General features: G+C 40.5%; 20 protein-coding genes. 14 read left to right on the forward strand and 6 right to left on the reverse strand.

From position 1 onward, the window contains the following. Positions 1–152: 152 nt before the first annotated feature. From HX743_RS06945 to pabC, 4 genes are all read right to left on the reverse strand, one after another. A complete protein-coding gene (locus HX743_RS06945; RefSeq protein ID WP_178318835.1) occupies positions 153–563 on the reverse strand; it encodes a PaaI family thioesterase in 411 nt (136 codons plus the stop codon). A 125-nt stretch (positions 564–688) separates the two neighbouring features. Next, positions 689–1,297: a dTMP kinase gene (tmk, locus tag HX743_RS06950; protein WP_178318836.1), complete on the reverse strand. Its 609-nt coding sequence runs from the start codon at positions 1,295–1,297 to the stop codon at positions 689–691. 2 nt (positions 1,298–1,299) lie between these two features. Next, a complete protein-coding gene (gene mltG / locus HX743_RS06955; RefSeq protein WP_178318837.1) occupies positions 1,300–2,364 on the reverse strand; it encodes an endolytic transglycosylase MltG in 1,065 nt (354 codons plus the stop codon). Then, positions 2,357–3,190 (reverse strand): aminodeoxychorismate lyase, encoded by an 834-nt coding sequence (gene pabC, locus HX743_RS06960; protein ID WP_019837698.1) that lies wholly within the window; start codon positions 3,188–3,190, stop codon positions 2,357–2,359. The genes mltG and pabC overlap by 8 nt, the downstream gene beginning before the upstream one ends. A gap of 160 nt (positions 3,191–3,350) precedes the next feature. Here pabC and HX743_RS06965 point away from each other — a divergent pair, with 160 nt between their 5' ends. The 7 genes from HX743_RS06965 (at position 3,351) to HX743_RS06995 (ending at position 10,527) form a co-directional block, all read left to right on the forward strand. Beyond that, on the forward strand, positions 3,351–4,358 hold the full coding sequence (locus HX743_RS06965) for a sulfate ABC transporter substrate-binding protein (RefSeq protein ID WP_178318838.1): 1,008 nt from the start codon (positions 3,351–3,353) through the stop codon (positions 4,356–4,358). Between the two features lie 319 nt (positions 4,359–4,677). Next, on the forward strand, positions 4,678–5,283 hold the full coding sequence (locus HX743_RS06970) for an alpha/beta hydrolase (RefSeq protein ID WP_178318839.1): 606 nt from the start codon (positions 4,678–4,680) through the stop codon (positions 5,281–5,283). 87 nt (positions 5,284–5,370) lie between these two features. Continuing rightward, on the forward strand, positions 5,371–6,204 hold the full coding sequence (gene cysT, locus HX743_RS06975; protein WP_004971748.1) for a sulfate ABC transporter permease subunit CysT: 834 nt from the start codon (positions 5,371–5,373) through the stop codon (positions 6,202–6,204). Beyond that, the gene (cysW, locus tag HX743_RS06980; protein ID WP_104851751.1) at positions 6,201–7,094 is read left to right on the forward strand and encodes a sulfate ABC transporter permease subunit CysW; all 894 of its coding nucleotides are present in this window, start codon (positions 6,201–6,203) and stop codon (positions 7,092–7,094) included. Before cysT ends, cysW begins: the two co-directional genes overlap by 4 nt. 11 nt (positions 7,095–7,105) lie before the next feature. Continuing rightward, positions 7,106–8,167 carry a sulfate/molybdate ABC transporter ATP-binding protein gene (locus HX743_RS06985; RefSeq protein ID WP_178318840.1) on the forward strand — a complete coding sequence of 354 codons (1,062 nt, stop codon included), beginning with the start codon at positions 7,106–7,108 and terminating at the stop codon, positions 8,165–8,167. 52 nt (positions 8,168–8,219) lie between these two features. Then, positions 8,220–9,143, forward strand: coding sequence for a CysB family HTH-type transcriptional regulator (locus HX743_RS06990; protein WP_178318841.1), 924 nt, complete (start codon positions 8,220–8,222; stop codon positions 9,141–9,143). Between the two features lie 187 nt (positions 9,144–9,330). After that, positions 9,331–10,527 carry an outer membrane protein transport protein gene (locus HX743_RS06995; protein WP_178318842.1) on the forward strand — a complete coding sequence of 399 codons (1,197 nt, stop codon included), beginning with the start codon at positions 9,331–9,333 and terminating at the stop codon, positions 10,525–10,527. Between the two features lie 57 nt (positions 10,528–10,584). On the opposite strand, the gene carO is transcribed toward HX743_RS06995, so the two are convergent. Next, positions 10,585–11,301: an ornithine uptake porin CarO gene (gene carO / locus HX743_RS07000; RefSeq protein ID WP_178318843.1), complete on the reverse strand. Its 717-nt coding sequence runs from the start codon at positions 11,299–11,301 to the stop codon at positions 10,585–10,587. Positions 11,302–11,603: 302 nt separating this feature from the next. On the opposite strand from carO, the gene dapD reads away from it, so the two are divergent. From dapD to HX743_RS07025, 5 genes are all read left to right on the forward strand, one after another. Continuing rightward, positions 11,604–12,425 carry a 2,3,4,5-tetrahydropyridine-2,6-dicarboxylate N-succinyltransferase gene (gene dapD / locus HX743_RS07005; protein ID WP_178318844.1) on the forward strand — a complete coding sequence of 274 codons (822 nt, stop codon included), beginning with the start codon at positions 11,604–11,606 and terminating at the stop codon, positions 12,423–12,425. A 78-nt stretch (positions 12,426–12,503) separates the two neighbouring features. Then, positions 12,504–13,214, forward strand: a complete 711-nt coding sequence (gene queE, locus HX743_RS07010) for a 7-carboxy-7-deazaguanine synthase QueE (protein ID WP_178318845.1) — start codon at positions 12,504–12,506, stop codon at positions 13,212–13,214. Positions 13,215–13,303: 89 nt separating this feature from the next. Continuing rightward, the gene (gene queC / locus HX743_RS07015; RefSeq protein WP_136144778.1) at positions 13,304–13,975 is read left to right on the forward strand and encodes a 7-cyano-7-deazaguanine synthase QueC; all 672 of its coding nucleotides are present in this window, start codon (positions 13,304–13,306) and stop codon (positions 13,973–13,975) included. Positions 13,976–13,988: 13 nt separating this feature from the next. Continuing rightward, positions 13,989–14,393, forward strand: a complete 405-nt coding sequence (locus HX743_RS07020; protein WP_004971768.1) for a hypothetical protein — start codon at positions 13,989–13,991, stop codon at positions 14,391–14,393. 70 nt (positions 14,394–14,463) lie between these two features. After that, positions 14,464–14,922 (forward strand): peroxiredoxin, encoded by a 459-nt coding sequence (locus tag HX743_RS07025; RefSeq protein WP_096901114.1) that lies wholly within the window; start codon positions 14,464–14,466, stop codon positions 14,920–14,922. Positions 14,923–15,000: 78 nt separating this feature from the next. Here the strand turns inward: HX743_RS07025 and HX743_RS07030 are convergent, their stop codons facing one another. Further along, the gene (locus HX743_RS07030) at positions 15,001–15,573 is read right to left on the reverse strand and encodes a nicotinate-nicotinamide nucleotide adenylyltransferase (protein ID WP_096901115.1); all 573 of its coding nucleotides are present in this window, start codon (positions 15,571–15,573) and stop codon (positions 15,001–15,003) included. A 411-nt stretch (positions 15,574–15,984) separates the two neighbouring features. Here HX743_RS07030 and HX743_RS07035 point away from each other — a divergent pair, with 411 nt between their 5' ends. Next, the gene (locus HX743_RS07035) at positions 15,985–16,785 is read left to right on the forward strand and encodes an enoyl-CoA hydratase-related protein (RefSeq protein WP_131261168.1); all 801 of its coding nucleotides are present in this window, start codon (positions 15,985–15,987) and stop codon (positions 16,783–16,785) included. 150 nt (positions 16,786–16,935) lie between these two features. Beyond that, entirely contained in the window at positions 16,936–17,712 is a 777-nt protein-coding gene (locus HX743_RS07040) for a nitroreductase family protein (protein WP_178318846.1), read from the forward strand. The last annotated feature ends 137 nt before the right edge of the window (positions 17,713–17,849 follow it).

Below are 17,849 nucleotides of genomic sequence, written 5' to 3' on the forward strand. Positions count from 1 at the left end.
AAAAACAGATTTGATCTATATGAAAAACATAAAATGAAATATTTGTGATTATTTTTTAACCAATCAAACCCTGATTTTCATGTGGTATGTGTACATATGTAACCACATGGTAAATATAAGTAACTAAAATTAAGATAAAGCTGACTTTATTCTCAGCCAATCTGTGGAATCGAATACGTCCCTGTGACATGCGCCACGGCATCATCTACACCTTCGGAATATACCCAAACCTCACCGACCACGAGGTTTTTCCCTACTTTCATTAAGCGACATTCACCACGTAAATTACTCCCTGCTGCGGGCTTGCGTAAAAAGTTGATGTTTAAATTACTGGTCACCGCCAAAGCCACCAAACCCAACTCCCCTAAAATGGCGATATAAAGTGCATAGTCTGCAACAGTCATCATAGTCGGCCCTGATACCGTACCACCTGGGCGTAAATCACGTTCATCGATGTGATAATTTACCAATGCGCCACGTGGCGTGATGGACACAATTTCACATTTTTCCAGACTTTGCGGAAACTCTACTTTTAAAAATTCAATAATTTCTTCTTTGGTCATACTTAATATTCACTATTTAAAAAAATCTTCTAAAGCGTTTCCACTATAGAAGATTTTTCCATTCAATCAAATGTCTAACTACAACCCAATGGCTTGTTATGCTTTTTTGTATATGCCTTTGCGTTTTATGCTTTCGCTTGCAAATAGTGCATCGCTTGTGCAAATACTTGATCTGGACTTTGTGTTGCATCTAAACGCTTCACTCGCTCAGGATGCCGCTCCCATAAAGTTTGATAGCCACCCCTTACCTTCTCAAAGAAAGTTGCTTTCTCTTGCTCAAAACGGTCAAGCTCTCCACGCGCTCGTGCACGGGTCATACCCAGTTCAATCGGTGCATCGAGCCAAAAAGTTAAGTCAGGCATACGTGCGACAAAGTTATTATTTAAAGTCTGCAACTTGCTTTCACTTAAACCACGTCCCGCACATTGATAAGCAAAACTGGCATCGCTAAAACGGTCACATAGTACAGTTTTTCCTGCAGCCATTGCTGGTAAAATCACCTGATCTAAATGCTGAGCACGCGCTGCATACATCAACAATAACTCAGTGTCTGAACACATTTTTTCTTCATGGTTGACCGCGAGCAACAAAGCACGAATTTGCTCTGCCATAGAGGTTCCACCCGGTTCACGGGTTAAAACCACCGACTGACCTTGTGCAGTAAAATAATCATGAATACGGCGAATAAGTGTAGTTTTGCCTACCCCTTCAGTACCTTCAAAACTGATAAACATGCTTATTCCCCTGATTTTTTCGTGCGTAGTACGTTTAAATATTCCTGTACGGCACGGTTATGATCTTGCAAATTGGTGCTAAATTTATGCCCACCGTTACCTGTCGCGACAAAATAAATATTGTCAGATTGGTCTGGATGCATAGCCGCTTCAATGGCTTTTTGACTTGGCAAAGCAATTGGTGTTGGCGTTAAGCCACTCATGGTATAGGTGTTGTATGGCGTTGGAGTGCGTAAATCCTGACGGGTGATATTGCCCTGATAACGGTCACCCATACCATAAATCACGGTTGGGTCAGTCTGTAAACGCATCCCCAGTTTTAAACGACGTACAAACACACCCGAAACCTGCTCTAATTCAGCATCAACATTGGTTTCTTTTTCAATAATAGATGCCATGATTAAAGCTTCATATTTATTTTTATAGGGCAAATCTGCTGCACGATTATTCCAAGCATCATCCAATGATTTCATTTGACGCTGATATAAATCGGTTAAAATTTTACGGTCAGTTTCACCTTTGGCAAAGAAATAAGTATTCGGCGCAAATAAACCTTCGGGATGTGTAAAAGGAATATTTAAAGCTTTTAGCATTTGATCATATGGCAAATGCGACACTTCTTTGGTGACTAACTCATCTTTCTTTAACGCATCAATCAATTGTTTAAAAGTCGTGCCTTCGATCACCAAAATACGGTTCATTTGTGCATTTTCAGCATTGGCGATCATTTCCATAACCTGACGTACACTCATACCCTGACGAACTTCATACACGCCTTTTTTCATGCTGTCGTGAATCATCACCCGTTGATAGAGCTTTAAAACTATTGGAAAATTCACATGATCTTGTTCTGCCAAACGATCAATAAAGCGTGAATAGGTATCACCATCATTAATTGCCAATAATTGTTTTTTGCCTTCAATAGGATAATCTTTAAATAAGCTTGACCATAAGATCATGCCAATGACCAAAAACAGTCCGAGTACAAAAATAAGCGCACCCTGAATAGCACGCTTAGACCACATAGTTTTGGCTTTCTTTTTAGATTTTGATGGGCGCTTAGACATAAGAATGAATCTGATTCAGTTGAAGTTGCTTAAATAGTTCCACACACGGCTGCACATCTAAAACCTGCTGCCCTAAATGGCTGACAATTTTCATGGGCGTTAAGGCATTACAGAAAAACAGACTTTGAATCTGCGCAATTTCCGAAACATGAACATCACGCTGTTCACAATGCAAATTCTGTTGTTGCATGCGCGATAAAATTTCTGCCCGCATGACACCGTGCACGCCATTATAACCAAGTTGCGGGGTAATCCATGTATTGTTTATACGAATGAAACAATTACTACTCACACCTTCAACCACACTGCCCTGTACATCAGTAACCAAAGCTTCTGTCCAGCCTTTTTGATCGGCTTCTTGTTTGAGCAATACCTGTTCAAGTCGGTTTAGACTTTTCAGCCCAACTAAATTCGGCATGCTTAGTCCAATCGCTTGTGCCAAGATGCCACTTTGAATGATGTCATAATGATATGCCGTATCTAAAGCCGCTTGTACTTGTGGATAGAAAAACACCCAAACATCGGCAGGATGATCAGGCAAACTGTAACCTCGCTGCCCCACACCACGACTTAAAACAATCTTCAAAGTACCATTTAACTCGCCATGCGCCTGCTTTAAAAGTGTCAGCGTTTCAGTGATTAACTCAAGATTGGCATTTAAAGAAAGTTGGCGATTGGCATATTGCAAACGCGCCAAATGGCGGTCAAATAATTCAATTTGATTTTGGCGAAAACGTGCAGTGCTAAAGCATCCATCACCATAATGAAACGCGCGATCTAACACATGAATCTGCTCGGTAGGCTTGGCATTTTTATAACACTGCATGGAAGAAGTACTCGTTATTTATCTCTAAATATAGAAAACAATGAAGAAATTTATATTTATCATTTACTGATATTCACCGCATTTTAAATTATTTTTTCAGCAAATAGACTACCGATATGCTTGCCTCATTCAACAACAGATTTAATACCTGAGGTCAAACATGAACTTTACAAAACTGAAAATTGGACTACTGGCGGCAGTACTTTCGGCAACAACCTTGAGCGTTTCTGCAAAAGACTTTCTGAATGTTTCCTACGATCCAACCCGTGAATTATACGATAACTTTAACAAAGATTTTGGTGCGTACTGGAAAAAAGCCACCGGGCAAAACATTAACTTTAAACAATCACATGGCGGTTCGGGCAAACAGGCACGTGCGGTGATTGATGGTCTAGGTGCCGATGTCGTGACTTTGGCACTGGCTGCCGATATTGATGAAATTGCCAAACGCGGTCTATTACCTAAAGACTGGCAAAAGAAATTTCCGCACAACTCGACCCCTTATACATCCACAATTGTATTTTTAGTGCGTAAAGGCAACCCGAAAGGTATTCGAGATTGGGGCGATTTGGTCAAACCTGGTGTGGAAATCATTACTCCAAATCCAAAAACATCTGGCGGTGCACGCTGGAACTATTTGGCAGCGTGGGCATGGGCAAAACATCAACCTGCGGGCAATGATGCTAAAGCGCAAGAGTTTGTTCGCCAAATTTATAAACAAACCAAAGTATTGGATTCAGGCGCACGTGGCTCAACCACCACTTTTGCAGAACGTGGCATTGGTGATGTTTTGTTAGCTTGGGAAAATGAAGCCTATTTAGCCGTGCGTGAACAACCGGGTAAATTTGAGATCATCACGCCTTCTCTATCTATTTTGGCTGAACCGCCTGTGGCGATTGTAGAGAAAAATGTGCAAAAAGATGGCAATCAACACTTAGCCAAAGCCTATTTAAACTATCTCTATTCGCCTGCGGGTCAAAACATTGCTGCGAAGAATTATTACCGACCACGTAATGCTACGGTGTTGGCACAATATAAGTCGCAATTTAAACCATTGAAGTTGGTGACTATTGATCAAGAGTTTGGTGGATGGAGCAAAGTTCAGAAGCAACACTTTGAAAATGATGGCATTTTCGATCAGATTATCAAAGCCAACCAAACCAAATAATACTCCGAAAGGTAAATCATACCAAAGCTCTAGCTGAAAACACCCAAATTGAAAAATACGGGTGTTTTCACAAACGCATTTTTACCTGATTCACATATATCTCTTTTATTCATATAAAATTCATTTTTAATTATTTTTTTTGCATAGAAACTCTAGTTATCCTTGTTGCAGATTATTTAAAACATGAATTTTACAGCATTATCTTACTGAGTTTTGAATCCAAGTGATCACAGCCAAAGCTGAAAATGATGGGTTCAATTCATATTCAAGCGTTATTCAGATCATTATTTCAGGCTGAAATATGCGAAGGAGCATCGACATGATTCATACCGTAATTGTTCCAGGTGTAGGTGGCAGTGAATATGCGCACTGGCAATCTTGGTTACAACGACAACCCATGTCTTGCTCGCGTGTACAACAGTCAGACTGGAATAGCCCAATTTTACAGAACTGGGTTGCTGAATTTGTCAAAACAGTTGCCCCGATTCAGAACGATATTCAAATTGTGGCGCACAGCTTTGGTTGTCTGACCACAGTGGCAGCCTTAGCACAGCAACCTAAATTGCAGGCGAAAATTAAAAATGTGGTTTTGGTTGCACCTGCTAACCCTGCCCGTTTTGGTGAATCTGGTTTTGCACAACACAGCCAAAGCAATTATTCGGCTTATTTTCAGCAACTTAAATTGGCTGTACCGACACGCTTATTGATCAGTGAAAATGACCCGTGGCTAAGTTTTGCAGATGCACAGGCACTTGCCCAAGCATGGCAATTAACACCGATTAATTTAGGACAAGTGGGTCATATTAATGTTGCATCAGGCTTTGGGGCATTTCCTGAAATTTATGATTATTTGATTGCAGAAAATATGCAATCACATATCAGTATTTCTGATAACAACAAGTATTTATTCAAATTTGCAATTTAATCTTCGCAAATTATGCTTGTGCCGAATTTATCTTTTACTTTTATCTGTTTGTTTTCAAACACTCATTCTCTCTTTTGAGGAGTCATCATGTCGCAGCGATCCAAAGTGCTGCCAGGATTTGGTCTTTCTCTAGGCTTTACCCTAGCGTATTTATCCTTAATTGTTCTTATTCCCTTATCGGCTGTATTTATTAAATCGCTGGGTATCGGTTGGGATGGTTTATGGGAAATTTTAAGTTCAGAACGTATCCAAAAATCTTTGCAACTCAGTTTTAGCGCTGCGCTCATTGCAGCCTTTATTAATGTCGTCTTCGGCTTATTATTGGCATGGTGTTTGGTACGATACAGCTTTCCGGGCAAACGTATTATAGATTCTTTGGTCGATTTACCTTTTGCATTGCCTACTGCAGTTGCGGGTATTGCCCTGACTTCTTTATACGCACCGACTGGCTGGATTGGACAATATTTAGAACCATTAGGCATTAAAGTCGCGTATACCCCTATCGGGATTACCCTTGCCCTGATTTTTATTGGTATTCCATTTGTTGTGCGTACCGTGCAACCCGTACTCAGTGACTTAGAAACCGAGTTGGAAGAAGCAGCATCTGCGCTAGGGGCTAACCGCTTTCAAATTGTCACCAAAGTGATTTTCCCTATTTTATTGCCTGCACTGATTACAGGTTTTGCCCTCGCATTTGCGCGTGGCGTGGGTGAATATGGCTCGGTGATTTTCATTGCAGGTAACCAACCATTTAAAACTGAAATTGCACCCTTAATGATTATTTCTCGTTTAGAAGAATATGACTACGCAGGTGCAACCACAATTGCTGTGGTGATGTTGCTGATCTCTTTTGTCATGCTGTTCTTAATTAACTTATTACAAGCATGGGCAAGTCGTCGCACAGGGAGAACTGCACGATGAGTTTAAATACCAACAGCAATGCTTTGGCTGAAAAACTACAATCTCGCGATGCAACACGTGAACCGACTTGGGTACGCTATACCCTGATTGCAATTGCCTTCATTTTCTTCTTAAGCTGTCTGATTTTGCCGCTGATTTTGGTTTTTGTCGAAGCGTTTAAACAAGGCATTGGTGTCTATGCCCAAGCATTGGTGCATCCTGACACTTTATCAGCAGTGAAATTAACCTTACTCACTGCAGCCATTGCCGTGCCTTTAAACGTGATATTTGGTATTGCCGCAGCGTGGTCAGTGGCGAAATTCAATTTCCGTGGCAAGTCAATTCTCACCACCTTAATTGATATGCCTTTTTCAGTTTCTCCTGTGATTGCAGGTTTAATGTTAGTCCTGATTTTTGGCACACAAGGCTGGATGGGCGGCTGGTTGATGGAACACGACATCAAAGTTTTATATGCCGTGCCTGCAATTGTGATTGCCACCATCTTCATTACTGTACCTTTTGTGGCGCGTGAATTGATTCCTTTAATGGAAGCGCAAGGCACAGAGGAAGAAGAAGCTGCGATTGTATTAGGTGCATCGGGTTGGCAGACCTTCTGGAAAGTCACTTTGCCAAATATAAAATGGGGTTTAATTTACGGCGTGATTCTGTGTAATGCCCGCGCAATGGGTGAGTTTGGCGCGGTATCTGTGGTATCGGGGCATATTCGCGGAGAAACCAACACCCTACCGCTGCACGTCGAAATTCTCTATAACGAATATACCTTTAGTGCTGCGTTTGCGGTGTCCTCTCTCTTGGCACTTCTCGCGATTGTGACCCTGATTTTAAAAACTTGGGTTGAAATTCGCCAAGAAAAGCAAAACCAACGCAATGAAGATTCAACTGTTTCTTAAGGAATGACCGCATGAGTATTCAAGTTAAAAATATTGAAAAAAATTTTGGTGCATTCCATGCACTTAAAGACATCTCCCTCGATTTTCCAGATGGTCAATTGGTAGCACTGCTTGGGCCTTCAGGCTGTGGTAAAACCACCTTGTTGCGTATTATTGCGGGGCTAGAATCGGCAGATCGTGGGCAAGTGATTTTAGAAGGTCAGGACGCAACCAAAGTGCATGTACGCGAACGTCAAGTCGGTTTCGTTTTCCAGCACTATGCCCTATTCCGCCACATGACCGTATTTGACAATATCGCGTTTGGTTTACGGGTACGTCCACGTGCAACCCGACCTTCAGAAGCTGAGATTAAAAAACGTGTTATGCGTTTGCTCGACTTGGTACAGTTAAGCTTTTTAGCAGACCGTTATCCTGCACAATTATCGGGTGGACAACGTCAACGTATTGCTTTGGCACGTGCCTTAGCGGTAGAACCACGCGTATTGTTATTGGATGAACCTTTTGGTGCGCTTGATGCCAAAGTGCGTAAAGAATTACGTCGTTGGTTAAGAACTTTGCATGATGAATTACACATCACTTCAATTTTCGTGACCCACGATCAGGAAGAAGCACTCGAAGTTGCCGATCAAATTATTGTCATGAACAAAGGTAATGTCGAACAAATTGGTTCACCGCGTGAAGTGTATGAACAGCCTGCAACTCCGTTTGTATTTGACTTCTTAGGTCAAGCCAACCGTTTTGAAGGACAACATCATCAAGGGGTTGTGCAAATTGGTGAAGATCGCGTACAACTTCTCAATCAACCGAATGCACCACAAGGCAAAGTGATTGCATTTGCGCGTCCAGATGAGTTGCATATTCATGCCCAACCACAGGAAAATACCATTCAAGCGACCTTCTTACGTGAGGTTTGGATTGCTGGTAAAGTAGTTGCAGAATTGCAAGATCGCCAAGGGAATTTAATTGAAATTGCACTCACTGCAGATGAAGCGAAACTGCACCAATTCCGCCCAAATCAAACGTTTTGGTTAAGTGTAACCACTTTACATTTATTTGAAAATCAAGTCGCATAAGGACATCAAGATGGAGCCTAACCCGCTCCATCCTTTTTAGGGTTGCACCACTATGAACTTCCAACAACTTAGAATTATTAGAGAAACCGTTCGGCAAAACTTTAATTTAACCGAAGCGTCTGCGGCACTATACACTTCTCAATCGGGCGTGAGTAAGCACATTAAAGACCTTGAAGATGAACTTGGTGTGCAGCTTTTTGTGCGCAAAGGCAAACGTCTATTAGGTTTAACCGAGCCAGGACAAGCGTTGCTAAGTATTGTCGAACGCATGTTGGTTGATGCAGATAACATTAAACGCCTTGCTGATGACTTTAATAAAGTAGATGAAGGCACGCTCACCATTGCGACTACACATACCCAAGCGCGTTATGTGCTGCCGCCTATTGTGAATTTGTTTAAAAAAGAATTCCCTAAAGTACATTTGATTTTGCAACAAGCCAGCCCTGTAGAAATTGCCGAAATGCTGCTGCAAGGTGAAGCCGATATTGGTATTGCAACTGAATCTCTAACCACTGAAGAGAACTTAGCAAGTGTGCCTTATTATGACTGGTGTCACAGCATTATTACCCCACAAGATCATCCTTTAGCCAGTAAAACTGAGATCAGCCTGACCGATTTGGCAGAATATCCAATCATCACTTATCACGGCGGCTTTACGGGACGTTCTAAAATTGACAAAGCATTTACCGATGCAGGAATTGATGTCAATATCGTCATGTCTGCACTTGATGCAGATGTCATTAAAACCTATGTTGAATTGGGCATGGGCGTAGGTGTGGTGAACAATGTGGCATACGATGCAGAACGTGATTACCGCCTAAAACAAATCCAGACCGATATTTTTGGGGTAAACACCACGTGGATTGCGGTTCGCAAAGGACACTTACTACGTGGTTACGGCTATGAGTTTATTTCTTTATGTGCACCGAATGCCGATATTAAAGCTTTAAAACGTATCGCCTATCCTGAAGAATAAAACAATAATGCATAAGAGAGCCTAGGCTCTCTTTTAGTTCTCTGGCAAAATTCTTGCTGATCTAAATGCCTAGAAATAATCAAAATAATGATTTTAATTTATCAGAAACATGAATAAAATATAATCAACAATAAAAAACGTAATTTGATTTTAAACACAATTGTATAATTTAGACCAAGGACGTAACATGAAATTTCACATTTTTGTTGGATTGCTGTGTGTCCTGCCGCTAGGTTATGCCTCTGCTGCCGCTTTAGAACGTAGCGGTCAATCGGTACATGCATTATTTGAAAAAGGAAATTATGCGGAAGTCGCTTTGCTACACGTGGATACCAATATTTCAGGTCAGGTACAGCATCAACAAAATATTGCCGAATTAGGCGTTCAAGATTTTTCAACAGGCAATTTAGTCAATAATCAACACTTCATTCAAGCTGCATTAAAATTACAACCACATCCACAAATTTCTGTGGCGTTATTATTTGACCAACCTTATTTTGTTGATGTGGATTATCACTATAGTCCTATTCTTTCAGGCGAACCCTTACCTATAGAAAACGCAGATATTAAGTTTGACTCAAGAAATATTACAGCGCTCATTGGCTATCAACCCACACAACATTGGAACCTCTTTACAGGTCTGAGTTACCAGTCATTTTCAGGTGATCTGAAAATTGGTACACAAGCTGACTATACCTTTTTTGATTATCATGCGCATTTTCCCAAAGACCATGCGTGGGGTTGGTTAGCAGGTGTAAGCTACCAAATTCCTGAATATGCATTTAATACAGCAATTACTTATCGCTCTAAAATCAAGCACAGTACCAATGCAAGCGAAAGTATTTGGGGATTTCCTTTAGAGATTGCACCACATCAAGCAACAGAAATTGAAACACCTGAATCGGTGAATTTAGATTTTCACACAGGTTTACCTGCGCAAAATTTTCTGTATGGATCATTGCGATGGGTCAATTGGCAAGATTTTAAAATTCAACCCACTCAATTTGCTGCAATTCTGCAATCTGAAGGATTTGGTAATCAGTTCAACCTGATTGATTACCAAAAAAATCAATGGTCGACCCGTTTGGGTTTTGCCCATCAATGGTCACCCAAGTGGATCACTGCGGTGGAAGGATTGTGGGATTCTGGTGCAGGTAATCCTGCCTCAAGCTTAAATCCCGTAGACGGCTATATTGGTGTTGGTACGGGCGCGGTTTATCACTTCAACCCCAAAACGTTTATGATTGCAGGTCTGCTTTATTTGCACTTTACTAAGCCAGACACAGTACAGCCGCAGTCCTTAATCACGCAAATATCAAGTTTTTCTTCACTCGAGCAACGTGAGGCTTGGGTTTATCATTTAAAATTGGCACACCGCTTTTAAACCACAAAAAAACGAGCCGAAGCTCGTTTTTTTTAGTTTAGCTAAAACTAACGGATATTACCAATGGTAACTTACACCTAGTTTGGCAACTGGCATCCACTCATATTTATCATCGTTACGAACTTCATTAAGGTGGTCTTCAACCAATGTAGCATCAGATGGCGTACCTCCATAATAATTTACATTAGTCACAGTTGGGTTGCCTGTATAGTAAGCACCAACTTCACCAAATACGCCCCAGTTTTTATTAATTTTTGGTGCAAAACCTAGACCTAAATATGGTGCAATATCATTACTATAGTCAAGATCATAACCAAGTTTGCTTAAGCCTGTATCTTCACCCTTAACTTTAATATTCCCACCATCGTTTCGAGCTTGTAGAGCGTATTGTTGATCGATGTAACCAACACCTGCAGCTACATAAACACCTTGTGCCCATTTATTTGGACTTGCGCCCCAAGGACGTAATTCAGCATTTAAGTAAGTCAAGTTATTATCCATATCAACGTCATAATTGACATCATCAACTTCTACGTCATCCGACCAAGAAATGTCGCCACCGTTATAACCCAATGCTAAGCCCACATACGGGTTTGCAGTCCAAAGTAAGGCACCACCATAACCAGTTGTACCGACTTCAGCACGAACACCTGTTGGAATGAGTTGGTTACGGTCAAATGCATAACCATCTTGCACAACAGCTGTATCTGCCATTGCAGAACCTGCAACTGCTGCCAATACCGATGCGGCTAAAATTGTGTGTAAAGATTTCATTGTGTTTCTCCTCAAACTAAAGCTTTTTGAATTTTCATTCGTTCGTTTTTCATGTGAAAACTATAGAGCATATTGCGTTCAGTATTTATGCAAGATGTGGTAGGTTTATGTTGTTTTTTGATACAAATTTATTTTTATTGTTTATTGCAAAAGCTTTTATTTTCAAAACTTCAACAATTTAGCGCTCAACTTGACTTGTTTTATCTAGCCAAGGATAAACTCCAAGTTGTTCTAAATTTTATCTATTCCTGTCTCAATATAGTGTAAAATCTTGGAAAGTTTTTTTTCAGGTAATTACATCGATGTCGCAGCTTTCAACAATTATTGAACAAGCATTTGAAGACCGTGCTAATTTTACAGCAGCAGATTGCCCTGCTGAAATTCGCCAAGCAGTTGAACAAGCAATTGCAGGTTTAGATAACGGCACATTGCGCGTTGCTGAAAAAATTAATGGTGAGTGGATCGTTCACCAATGGTTAAAAAAGGCAGTTTTGTTATCTTTTAAACTCAATGATAACAAGCCAATTGAATCTTGCGATTTGCGTTTCTACGACAAAGTAGACACTAAATTTACAGGTTGGACTGACGAGCAATTTAAACAAGCAGGTGTACGTGTAGTACCGCCAGCTGTTGCACGTAAAGGTTCATTCCAAGCCAAAAATGTGGTGTTAATGCCATCTTATGTCAATATTGGCGCTTATGTAGATGAAGGCACCATGGTCGATACATGGGCAACTGTAGGTTCATGTGCACAAATTGGTAAAAACGTGCATTTATCGGGTGGTGTAGGCATTGGTGGTGTACTTGAGCCACTTCAAGCAAACCCAACAATTATTGAAGACAACTGCTTCATTGGCGCACGTTCTGAAATTGTTGAAGGCGTGATTGTAGAAGAAGGTTCTGTCATTTCTATGGGCGTTTATATTGGTCAATCGACCAAAATTTATGACCGTGAAACTGGCGAAATCCATTATGGTCGTGTACCTGCAGGTTCGGTGGTCGTTTCTGGCAATCTGCCTTCTAAATGTGGCACTTATAGCTTGTATGCTGCTATCATTGTGAAGAAAGTAGATGCGAAAACCCGTGCAAAAACTAGCTTGAACGACTTATTACGCGAAGACTAAACTTTTTTAGTTTTCCCCATCTCTACGGCCAGCAATGACCGTAGGGATTTTTGTTTTTTATATACTGTGATGAATTTTATGAGTACCCTCCGATCTTCCGCTATTCCTGTTTCTGATCCGTCTGCGGGTTTACGCATTACGGAGATTTTCTATTCATTGCAGGGCGAAGCCAATACATCAGGCTTGCCAACCGTATTTATTCGTTTAACGGGTTGTCCATTGCGTTGTCATTACTGCGATACCACCTATTCTTTTGAAGGTGGCGAACGTCGATCTTTAGATGACATAATCCAAACCACACTAGATTTCAAAACACCGTATGTATGTGTAACAGGCGGTGAACCTCTGGCCCAACCGAATGCGCTGCCACTGATGCAACGTTTGGCAGATTTAGGTTGTGAAGTGTCTTTGGAAACCAGTGGCGCTTTAGATATCTCTAAAGTGGATAACCGTGTATCTAAAGTGCTAGATTTAAAAACCCCTGTATCGGGTGAAATGTCGCGCAATTTATTATCAAATTTAGATTTTTTAAACCCACATGATCAAATCAAATTTGTGATTTGTGATCATGATGATTATCTTTGGGCGAAGCAGCAAGTTGAGCATTATCAATTGCATAAAAAAGTCAATACCGTATGGTTCTCCCCTGCATTTGCTGTCGAAAAAGGTGCTGTCGCCTTGCCACAACTTGCACGTGATTTGGCACAGTGGATTTTAGCCGACCATCTCCCTGTTCGTTTCCAATTGCAATTACATAAATTGCTTTGGAATGATGAAACAGGTCGTTAATTTCTATACGAATACACATTCGTACTGAGGTCAATCATCACAGTTTTGCTCAAGTTCTATCGCAATATTTTAAAATTTGGAGTTCAATTATGCGCCCTCGTGCCATTGTATTGTTATCTGGTGGATTAGACTCAACTACGTGTTTGGCATGGGCACAAGCGCGTTATGAATGTATTGCACTAAGTTTTATGTATGGTCAACGCTCGACCACAGAGCTAGATGCTGCACGTGCCTTGACTAAAAATGCAGGCATTGAGCATCGTGTGATTAATATTGATTTAGGCAACTTGGGCGGTTCTGCCCTGACCGATCACAGCATTGAAGTACCTGATCATGAGCAAGAAGGTATTCCTGTGACTTATGTGCCTGCACGTAATACCATCTTCCTATCTTATGCTTTGGCAGCAGCCGAAGTTTTTGATGCAGAAGCCATTGTGATTGGCATTAATGCGGTAGATTATTCGGGTTATCCTGACTGTCGTCCTGAATTTATTGATGCATTTGCCAATATGGCACGCTTGGCAACCAAAGTTGGCGTAGAAGGCAAACCGTTAAAATTTGAGACACCTTTGTTACATTTATCCAAAGCAAATATTATTCGCTTAGGTATTGAACATGGCGTAGACTATAGTCAAACGGTTTCTTGCTACCAAGCAGATGACCAAGGACGTGCTTGTGGTAAATGTGACAGCTGTCGCTTACGCAAACAAGGTTTTGCCGATGCTGGTGTTGCAGACCCAACGCGTTATATACCGTCATAACAAGGTAAAGTGTATGAAAAATTTAAAATCAAACATTATAGTTTCTGCGATTATGTCTGTTGCTGCATTATTCGCAACAACGACACACGCAAATAATGACAAGTTGCAACAAGCATATAAAAGCACCAATGTAAAAGCAGCTTTAATTAATGTTTGTAAAGAAGAAACTGCAAAAGGCAAAAAACTGACTACAGCTGAAGTAAGCAAATATTGTACTTGTGCAGTAGAAGCAGATGGTAAATTAACCAACGCTCAAAAATGGGAAATTCAAAGCGCAATTAACCAGAAAAAGAGCCCTGCGACTTTAGCTTTTGTACAAAAGCAAAATAAAGATTTGCAAACTTGTTTTGGTCCTCAGCTTACAGGTAAATTAAAAACCTTAACTGAAGAAGCAATGAAAGCGGCTGAGAAAAAATAATTTTTCTTAACAATTTCAACTAGCCACTTTATGTGGCTAGTTTTTTATGTGCATGATTTTGGAGAAAAATATGAGCACGACAATTCAATTACCAAATCAAGCTTTTCCTGCAACCACAGGCGAAGTCAATTTAACCGAACTTGGTACAGATTGGTTAGTGGTGTATTTTTACCCGAAAGATTCTACCCCAGGCTGCACCACACAAGCTGTCGATTTTACTGCGCTAAAGCCACAATTTGATGCGCTTAATACCACCATCATTGGCATTTCGCGCGACTCAGTCAAAGCCCATCAAAACTTTACCGAAAAACAATCTTTAGGCATCAACTTGATTAGCGATAAAGAAGAAGTATTGTGTCAGTTGTTTGATGTGATTAAAGAAAAAAATATGTATGGCAAAAAAGTTATGGGCATTGAACGCTCTACTTTTATTTTCCATCAAGGTCAATTACTGAAAGAATATCGTAAAGTCAAAGCTGCAGGACATGCCGAGCAAGTGCTTGCGGATTTAACCGCTTTACAGGCTTAATTTTCAGCCTCTAAAAAAACACAATGTTCTGGATGATTGAAAGCTTTTTCAATCATCCTTTTTCATTTAAAAACTGGATTACTCCGTCAAATTACTGCTGTCCTGCTGCTGGTATTTGTCTTGTAATTGACGATAAATTTCCGTGTTTTGAAATGCGGTTAAGAAATCAATTGTGCCTTGCGGGAAAAAATTAGGCTGTATTTCCCCACGATAATAAGCCTCACGTGCAGGCGTAGCAGACATGGCATCTTGCAAGCTGTCTAATTCTACCATCTCCCATTCAGGGAAAAACTTTAAATAATAAGACGAGTCATCTTTAAAATGCCCAATTAAACCAACACGATCTTGCGGTTGAATCAATTCACCGACTAAAGATTTGACTAGTTTTTGCCATTTTTCATCATTGTAGACATCTACGACATGCACAAACTTAATCCGTTCTTGCATCTCAGGTGAAAAGTTAGACAAAATCATCTGCTCACGTTCTTTGGCTAAAAACGGATTTTTTAAATTGCGCTCATTTTGTGCAGAACCTAATGCCAAAATCACATAATGACTACGTGCTAACGCAATTTGAATGGTTTGCAAATGCGCCAAATGAAATGGCTGAAAGCGGCCAATGAAAACCAAATAATCAAACGTATATTGCATAATAAATACGCCAATCCTAATTTTGATAACAACATGATGCTATCTGATACGCGGAAATGTCATCCACAACCTGCGTGGTATCAACTCATTATTGTTTTTGCAAGATAATAAATCAAAAACAATAATTGGGCAGGTTTCGTGGATGACAAATGGTTTTGCCTACTTTTGCCAAAACAAAAGTAGGTCGAACCGAAGGTTAATCCTAAAATAGAATTAATAGACGTTAAGATTCCGCCTTGCTTATTCATTTTTTAAATGAACAACCCCAAATTCTAAATAAATTTCACATTGAATTAGGAACGCAAATCTCATCATTCACTAACTTTTTATGAACTCATGAGTTGTGCCAGCGCTGCGAATTTGCGACATAATGAGCCATAAATTCTAACCAATCAAAGCAAGGATAGTACGATGACACTGAGCTGTATTCAACAACCTCACCCACATTTGAATGCGAATTTAGACAATGGCGTACTGACTTTAGCCATCAACCGACCAGAAGCAAAAAACGCGCTGTATGGTGAATTATATTTGTGGATTGCACAAGCCTTAGATGAAGCAGATCAGTCCAACGCAGTACGTTGTGTAATTTTACGTGGCACAGATGCAGATTTTAGTGCTGGCAATGACATGCAAGACTTTATGAAGTCTGCTGCACTTAAAGGACAACTACCTGCTGCCGAAGGCCCTCCATTCATCTTATTAAAATCTGCAGCTAAGTTTTCTAAACCGCTGATTGCAGCTGTACGTGGGGTGGCAATTGGCATTGGTGTCACAATTCTATTACATGCAGATTTGGTATATAGCGACAATACTGCCCTATTCCAAATTCCATTTGTGAGCTTGGGCTTATCGCCTGAAGGTGCATCAAGCAAACTTCTAGTAGAACAAGCAGGCTATCACAAAGCGGCTGAACTGTTGCTAACTGCACAAAAATTCAATAGCGAAACGGCATTATCGGCAAATTTAGTTAATAGCATTGAAACCGATGTCTATGCAACGGCGCAACAAAAAGCAGCACAATTGGCAGCTTTACCATTAGCTTCACTCAAACAATCTAAAGCCCTCATGAAACATAATGTCGATGAAATTGTGGCTTGGATTGACCATGAAGCTGAGATTTTTATGCAACGTGTCGGCTCAGCAGAAATGATGGAAGCAGTGCAGGCCTTTATGCAAAAACGTAAACCTGATTTCAGCCAATTTAATTAAGCGCTGTTTAGCTGAAATGTACTTACACCCATTTCAAGTAAACTAGACGTTTTAAAACCACATTCATTTTGGCTGAATGTGGTTTTTTCTTTATTCGCCCCCATATTCTGCAATGTGCTATCAATCATTAAAAAATTGAGGAAAATTGTAATGTCTAATCCAAATCCAGCTGATGTTAAAGCTGAAAAAAAAGAACGTTATTTTGAGCCTGCACCACAAGATATTGATATAGAAAACTTTAAAAAAGTCATTCAAAGCCGTCGTTCGGTGCGTAAATTTACCGACAAAGCCATTCCTGTTGAAGTGTTGGATGATTGTTTAGATATGGCTTTATTGGCACCAAACTCATCTAATTTACAACCGTGGACTTTTGTCGTGGTGCAAAATCCTGCCAAGAAAAAACAACTGGTTAAAGCCTGCTTAGGACAACTCGCTGCTCGTACTGCAGCAGAGCTAATCGTGTGTATTGCACGTACAGACCGTGTTGATGAAATGGCAAAAAAGAATATCAGCGAGTTCCCTTTTCCTGAAGCACCTGCAGCAGTCAAAAAATATTACAAGTTTATTCCTTATAACTACATGACTGGCTACTTAAACGCAGTAGGTAACTTTAAGAAAGTCGCTTTCAAAATTGCACGTAGTTTAGATAAACAATTACCTGTAACTGCATTTAACCCTGCCGATGCCAAACTTTGGGCGAGTAAAACCACTGCACTCGCTTGTGAAAATATGGTCTTGGCCCTTCGCGCACACGGTTTTGATAGCTGCATGATGGAAGGTTTTGATGAGCCGATGGTACGCAAACTCTTAAAACTGAATGAACAACAATTTCCAGTGATGGTGATTGCTGCAGGTGAACGTGCCGAAGATGGTGTCTTTTTCCCGCAATACCGTTTTGACCGTGACCTGTTTATTCAGAAAGTCTAGGGGCTGTTAACATTTCATAAATGGCTTGCGCTGTAGGCTAAAACTGAGCAGATTAGGCATGAAACGCAAGGAATAGCGGGACTATTGCCAAGTTTCATAACGTAATCTCAGAAAGTTTTAGCCACATGAGCAAGAAC

Origin of the sequence: Acinetobacter sp. Swhac1 (assembly GCF_013390985.1) — a bacterium.
GTDB classification, from domain to species: Bacteria; Pseudomonadota; Gammaproteobacteria; order Pseudomonadales; family Moraxellaceae; genus Acinetobacter; species Acinetobacter towneri.

Bases quoted from the DNA above. Each gene is read 5' to 3' on its own strand.
- HX743_RS06945 (WP_178318835.1), bottom strand. From the start codon at position 563: ATGACCAAAGAAGAAATTATTGAATTTTTAAAAGTAGAGTTTCCGCAA.
- tmk (WP_178318836.1), bottom strand. From the start codon at position 1,297: ATGTTTATCAGTTTTGAAGGTACTGAAGGGGTAGGCAAAACTACACTT.
- mltG (WP_178318837.1), bottom strand. From the start codon at position 2,364: ATGTCTAAGCGCCCATCAAAATCTAAAAAGAAAGCCAAAACTATGTGG.
- pabC (WP_019837698.1), bottom strand. From the start codon at position 3,190: ATGCAGTGTTATAAAAATGCCAAGCCTACCGAGCAGATTCATGTGTTA.
- HX743_RS06965 (WP_178318838.1), top strand. From the start codon at position 3,351: ATGAACTTTACAAAACTGAAAATTGGACTACTGGCGGCAGTACTTTCG.
- HX743_RS06970 (WP_178318839.1), top strand. From the start codon at position 4,678: ATGATTCATACCGTAATTGTTCCAGGTGTAGGTGGCAGTGAATATGCG.
- cysT (WP_004971748.1), top strand. From the start codon at position 5,371: ATGTCGCAGCGATCCAAAGTGCTGCCAGGATTTGGTCTTTCTCTAGGC.
- cysW (WP_104851751.1), top strand. From the start codon at position 6,201: ATGAGTTTAAATACCAACAGCAATGCTTTGGCTGAAAAACTACAATCT.
- HX743_RS06985 (WP_178318840.1), top strand. From the start codon at position 7,106: ATGAGTATTCAAGTTAAAAATATTGAAAAAAATTTTGGTGCATTCCAT.
- HX743_RS06990 (WP_178318841.1), top strand. From the start codon at position 8,220: ATGAACTTCCAACAACTTAGAATTATTAGAGAAACCGTTCGGCAAAAC.
- HX743_RS06995 (WP_178318842.1), top strand. From the start codon at position 9,331: ATGAAATTTCACATTTTTGTTGGATTGCTGTGTGTCCTGCCGCTAGGT.
- carO (WP_178318843.1), bottom strand. From the start codon at position 11,301: ATGAAATCTTTACACACAATTTTAGCCGCATCGGTATTGGCAGCAGTT.
- dapD (WP_178318844.1), top strand. From the start codon at position 11,604: ATGTCGCAGCTTTCAACAATTATTGAACAAGCATTTGAAGACCGTGCT.
- queE (WP_178318845.1), top strand. From the start codon at position 12,504: ATGAGTACCCTCCGATCTTCCGCTATTCCTGTTTCTGATCCGTCTGCG.
- queC (WP_136144778.1), top strand. From the start codon at position 13,304: ATGCGCCCTCGTGCCATTGTATTGTTATCTGGTGGATTAGACTCAACT.
- HX743_RS07020 (WP_004971768.1), top strand. From the start codon at position 13,989: ATGAAAAATTTAAAATCAAACATTATAGTTTCTGCGATTATGTCTGTT.
- HX743_RS07025 (WP_096901114.1), top strand. From the start codon at position 14,464: ATGAGCACGACAATTCAATTACCAAATCAAGCTTTTCCTGCAACCACA.
- HX743_RS07030 (WP_096901115.1), bottom strand. From the start codon at position 15,573: ATGCAATATACGTTTGATTATTTGGTTTTCATTGGCCGCTTTCAGCCA.
- HX743_RS07035 (WP_131261168.1), top strand. From the start codon at position 15,985: ATGACACTGAGCTGTATTCAACAACCTCACCCACATTTGAATGCGAAT.
- HX743_RS07040 (WP_178318846.1), top strand. From the start codon at position 16,936: ATGTCTAATCCAAATCCAGCTGATGTTAAAGCTGAAAAAAAAGAACGT.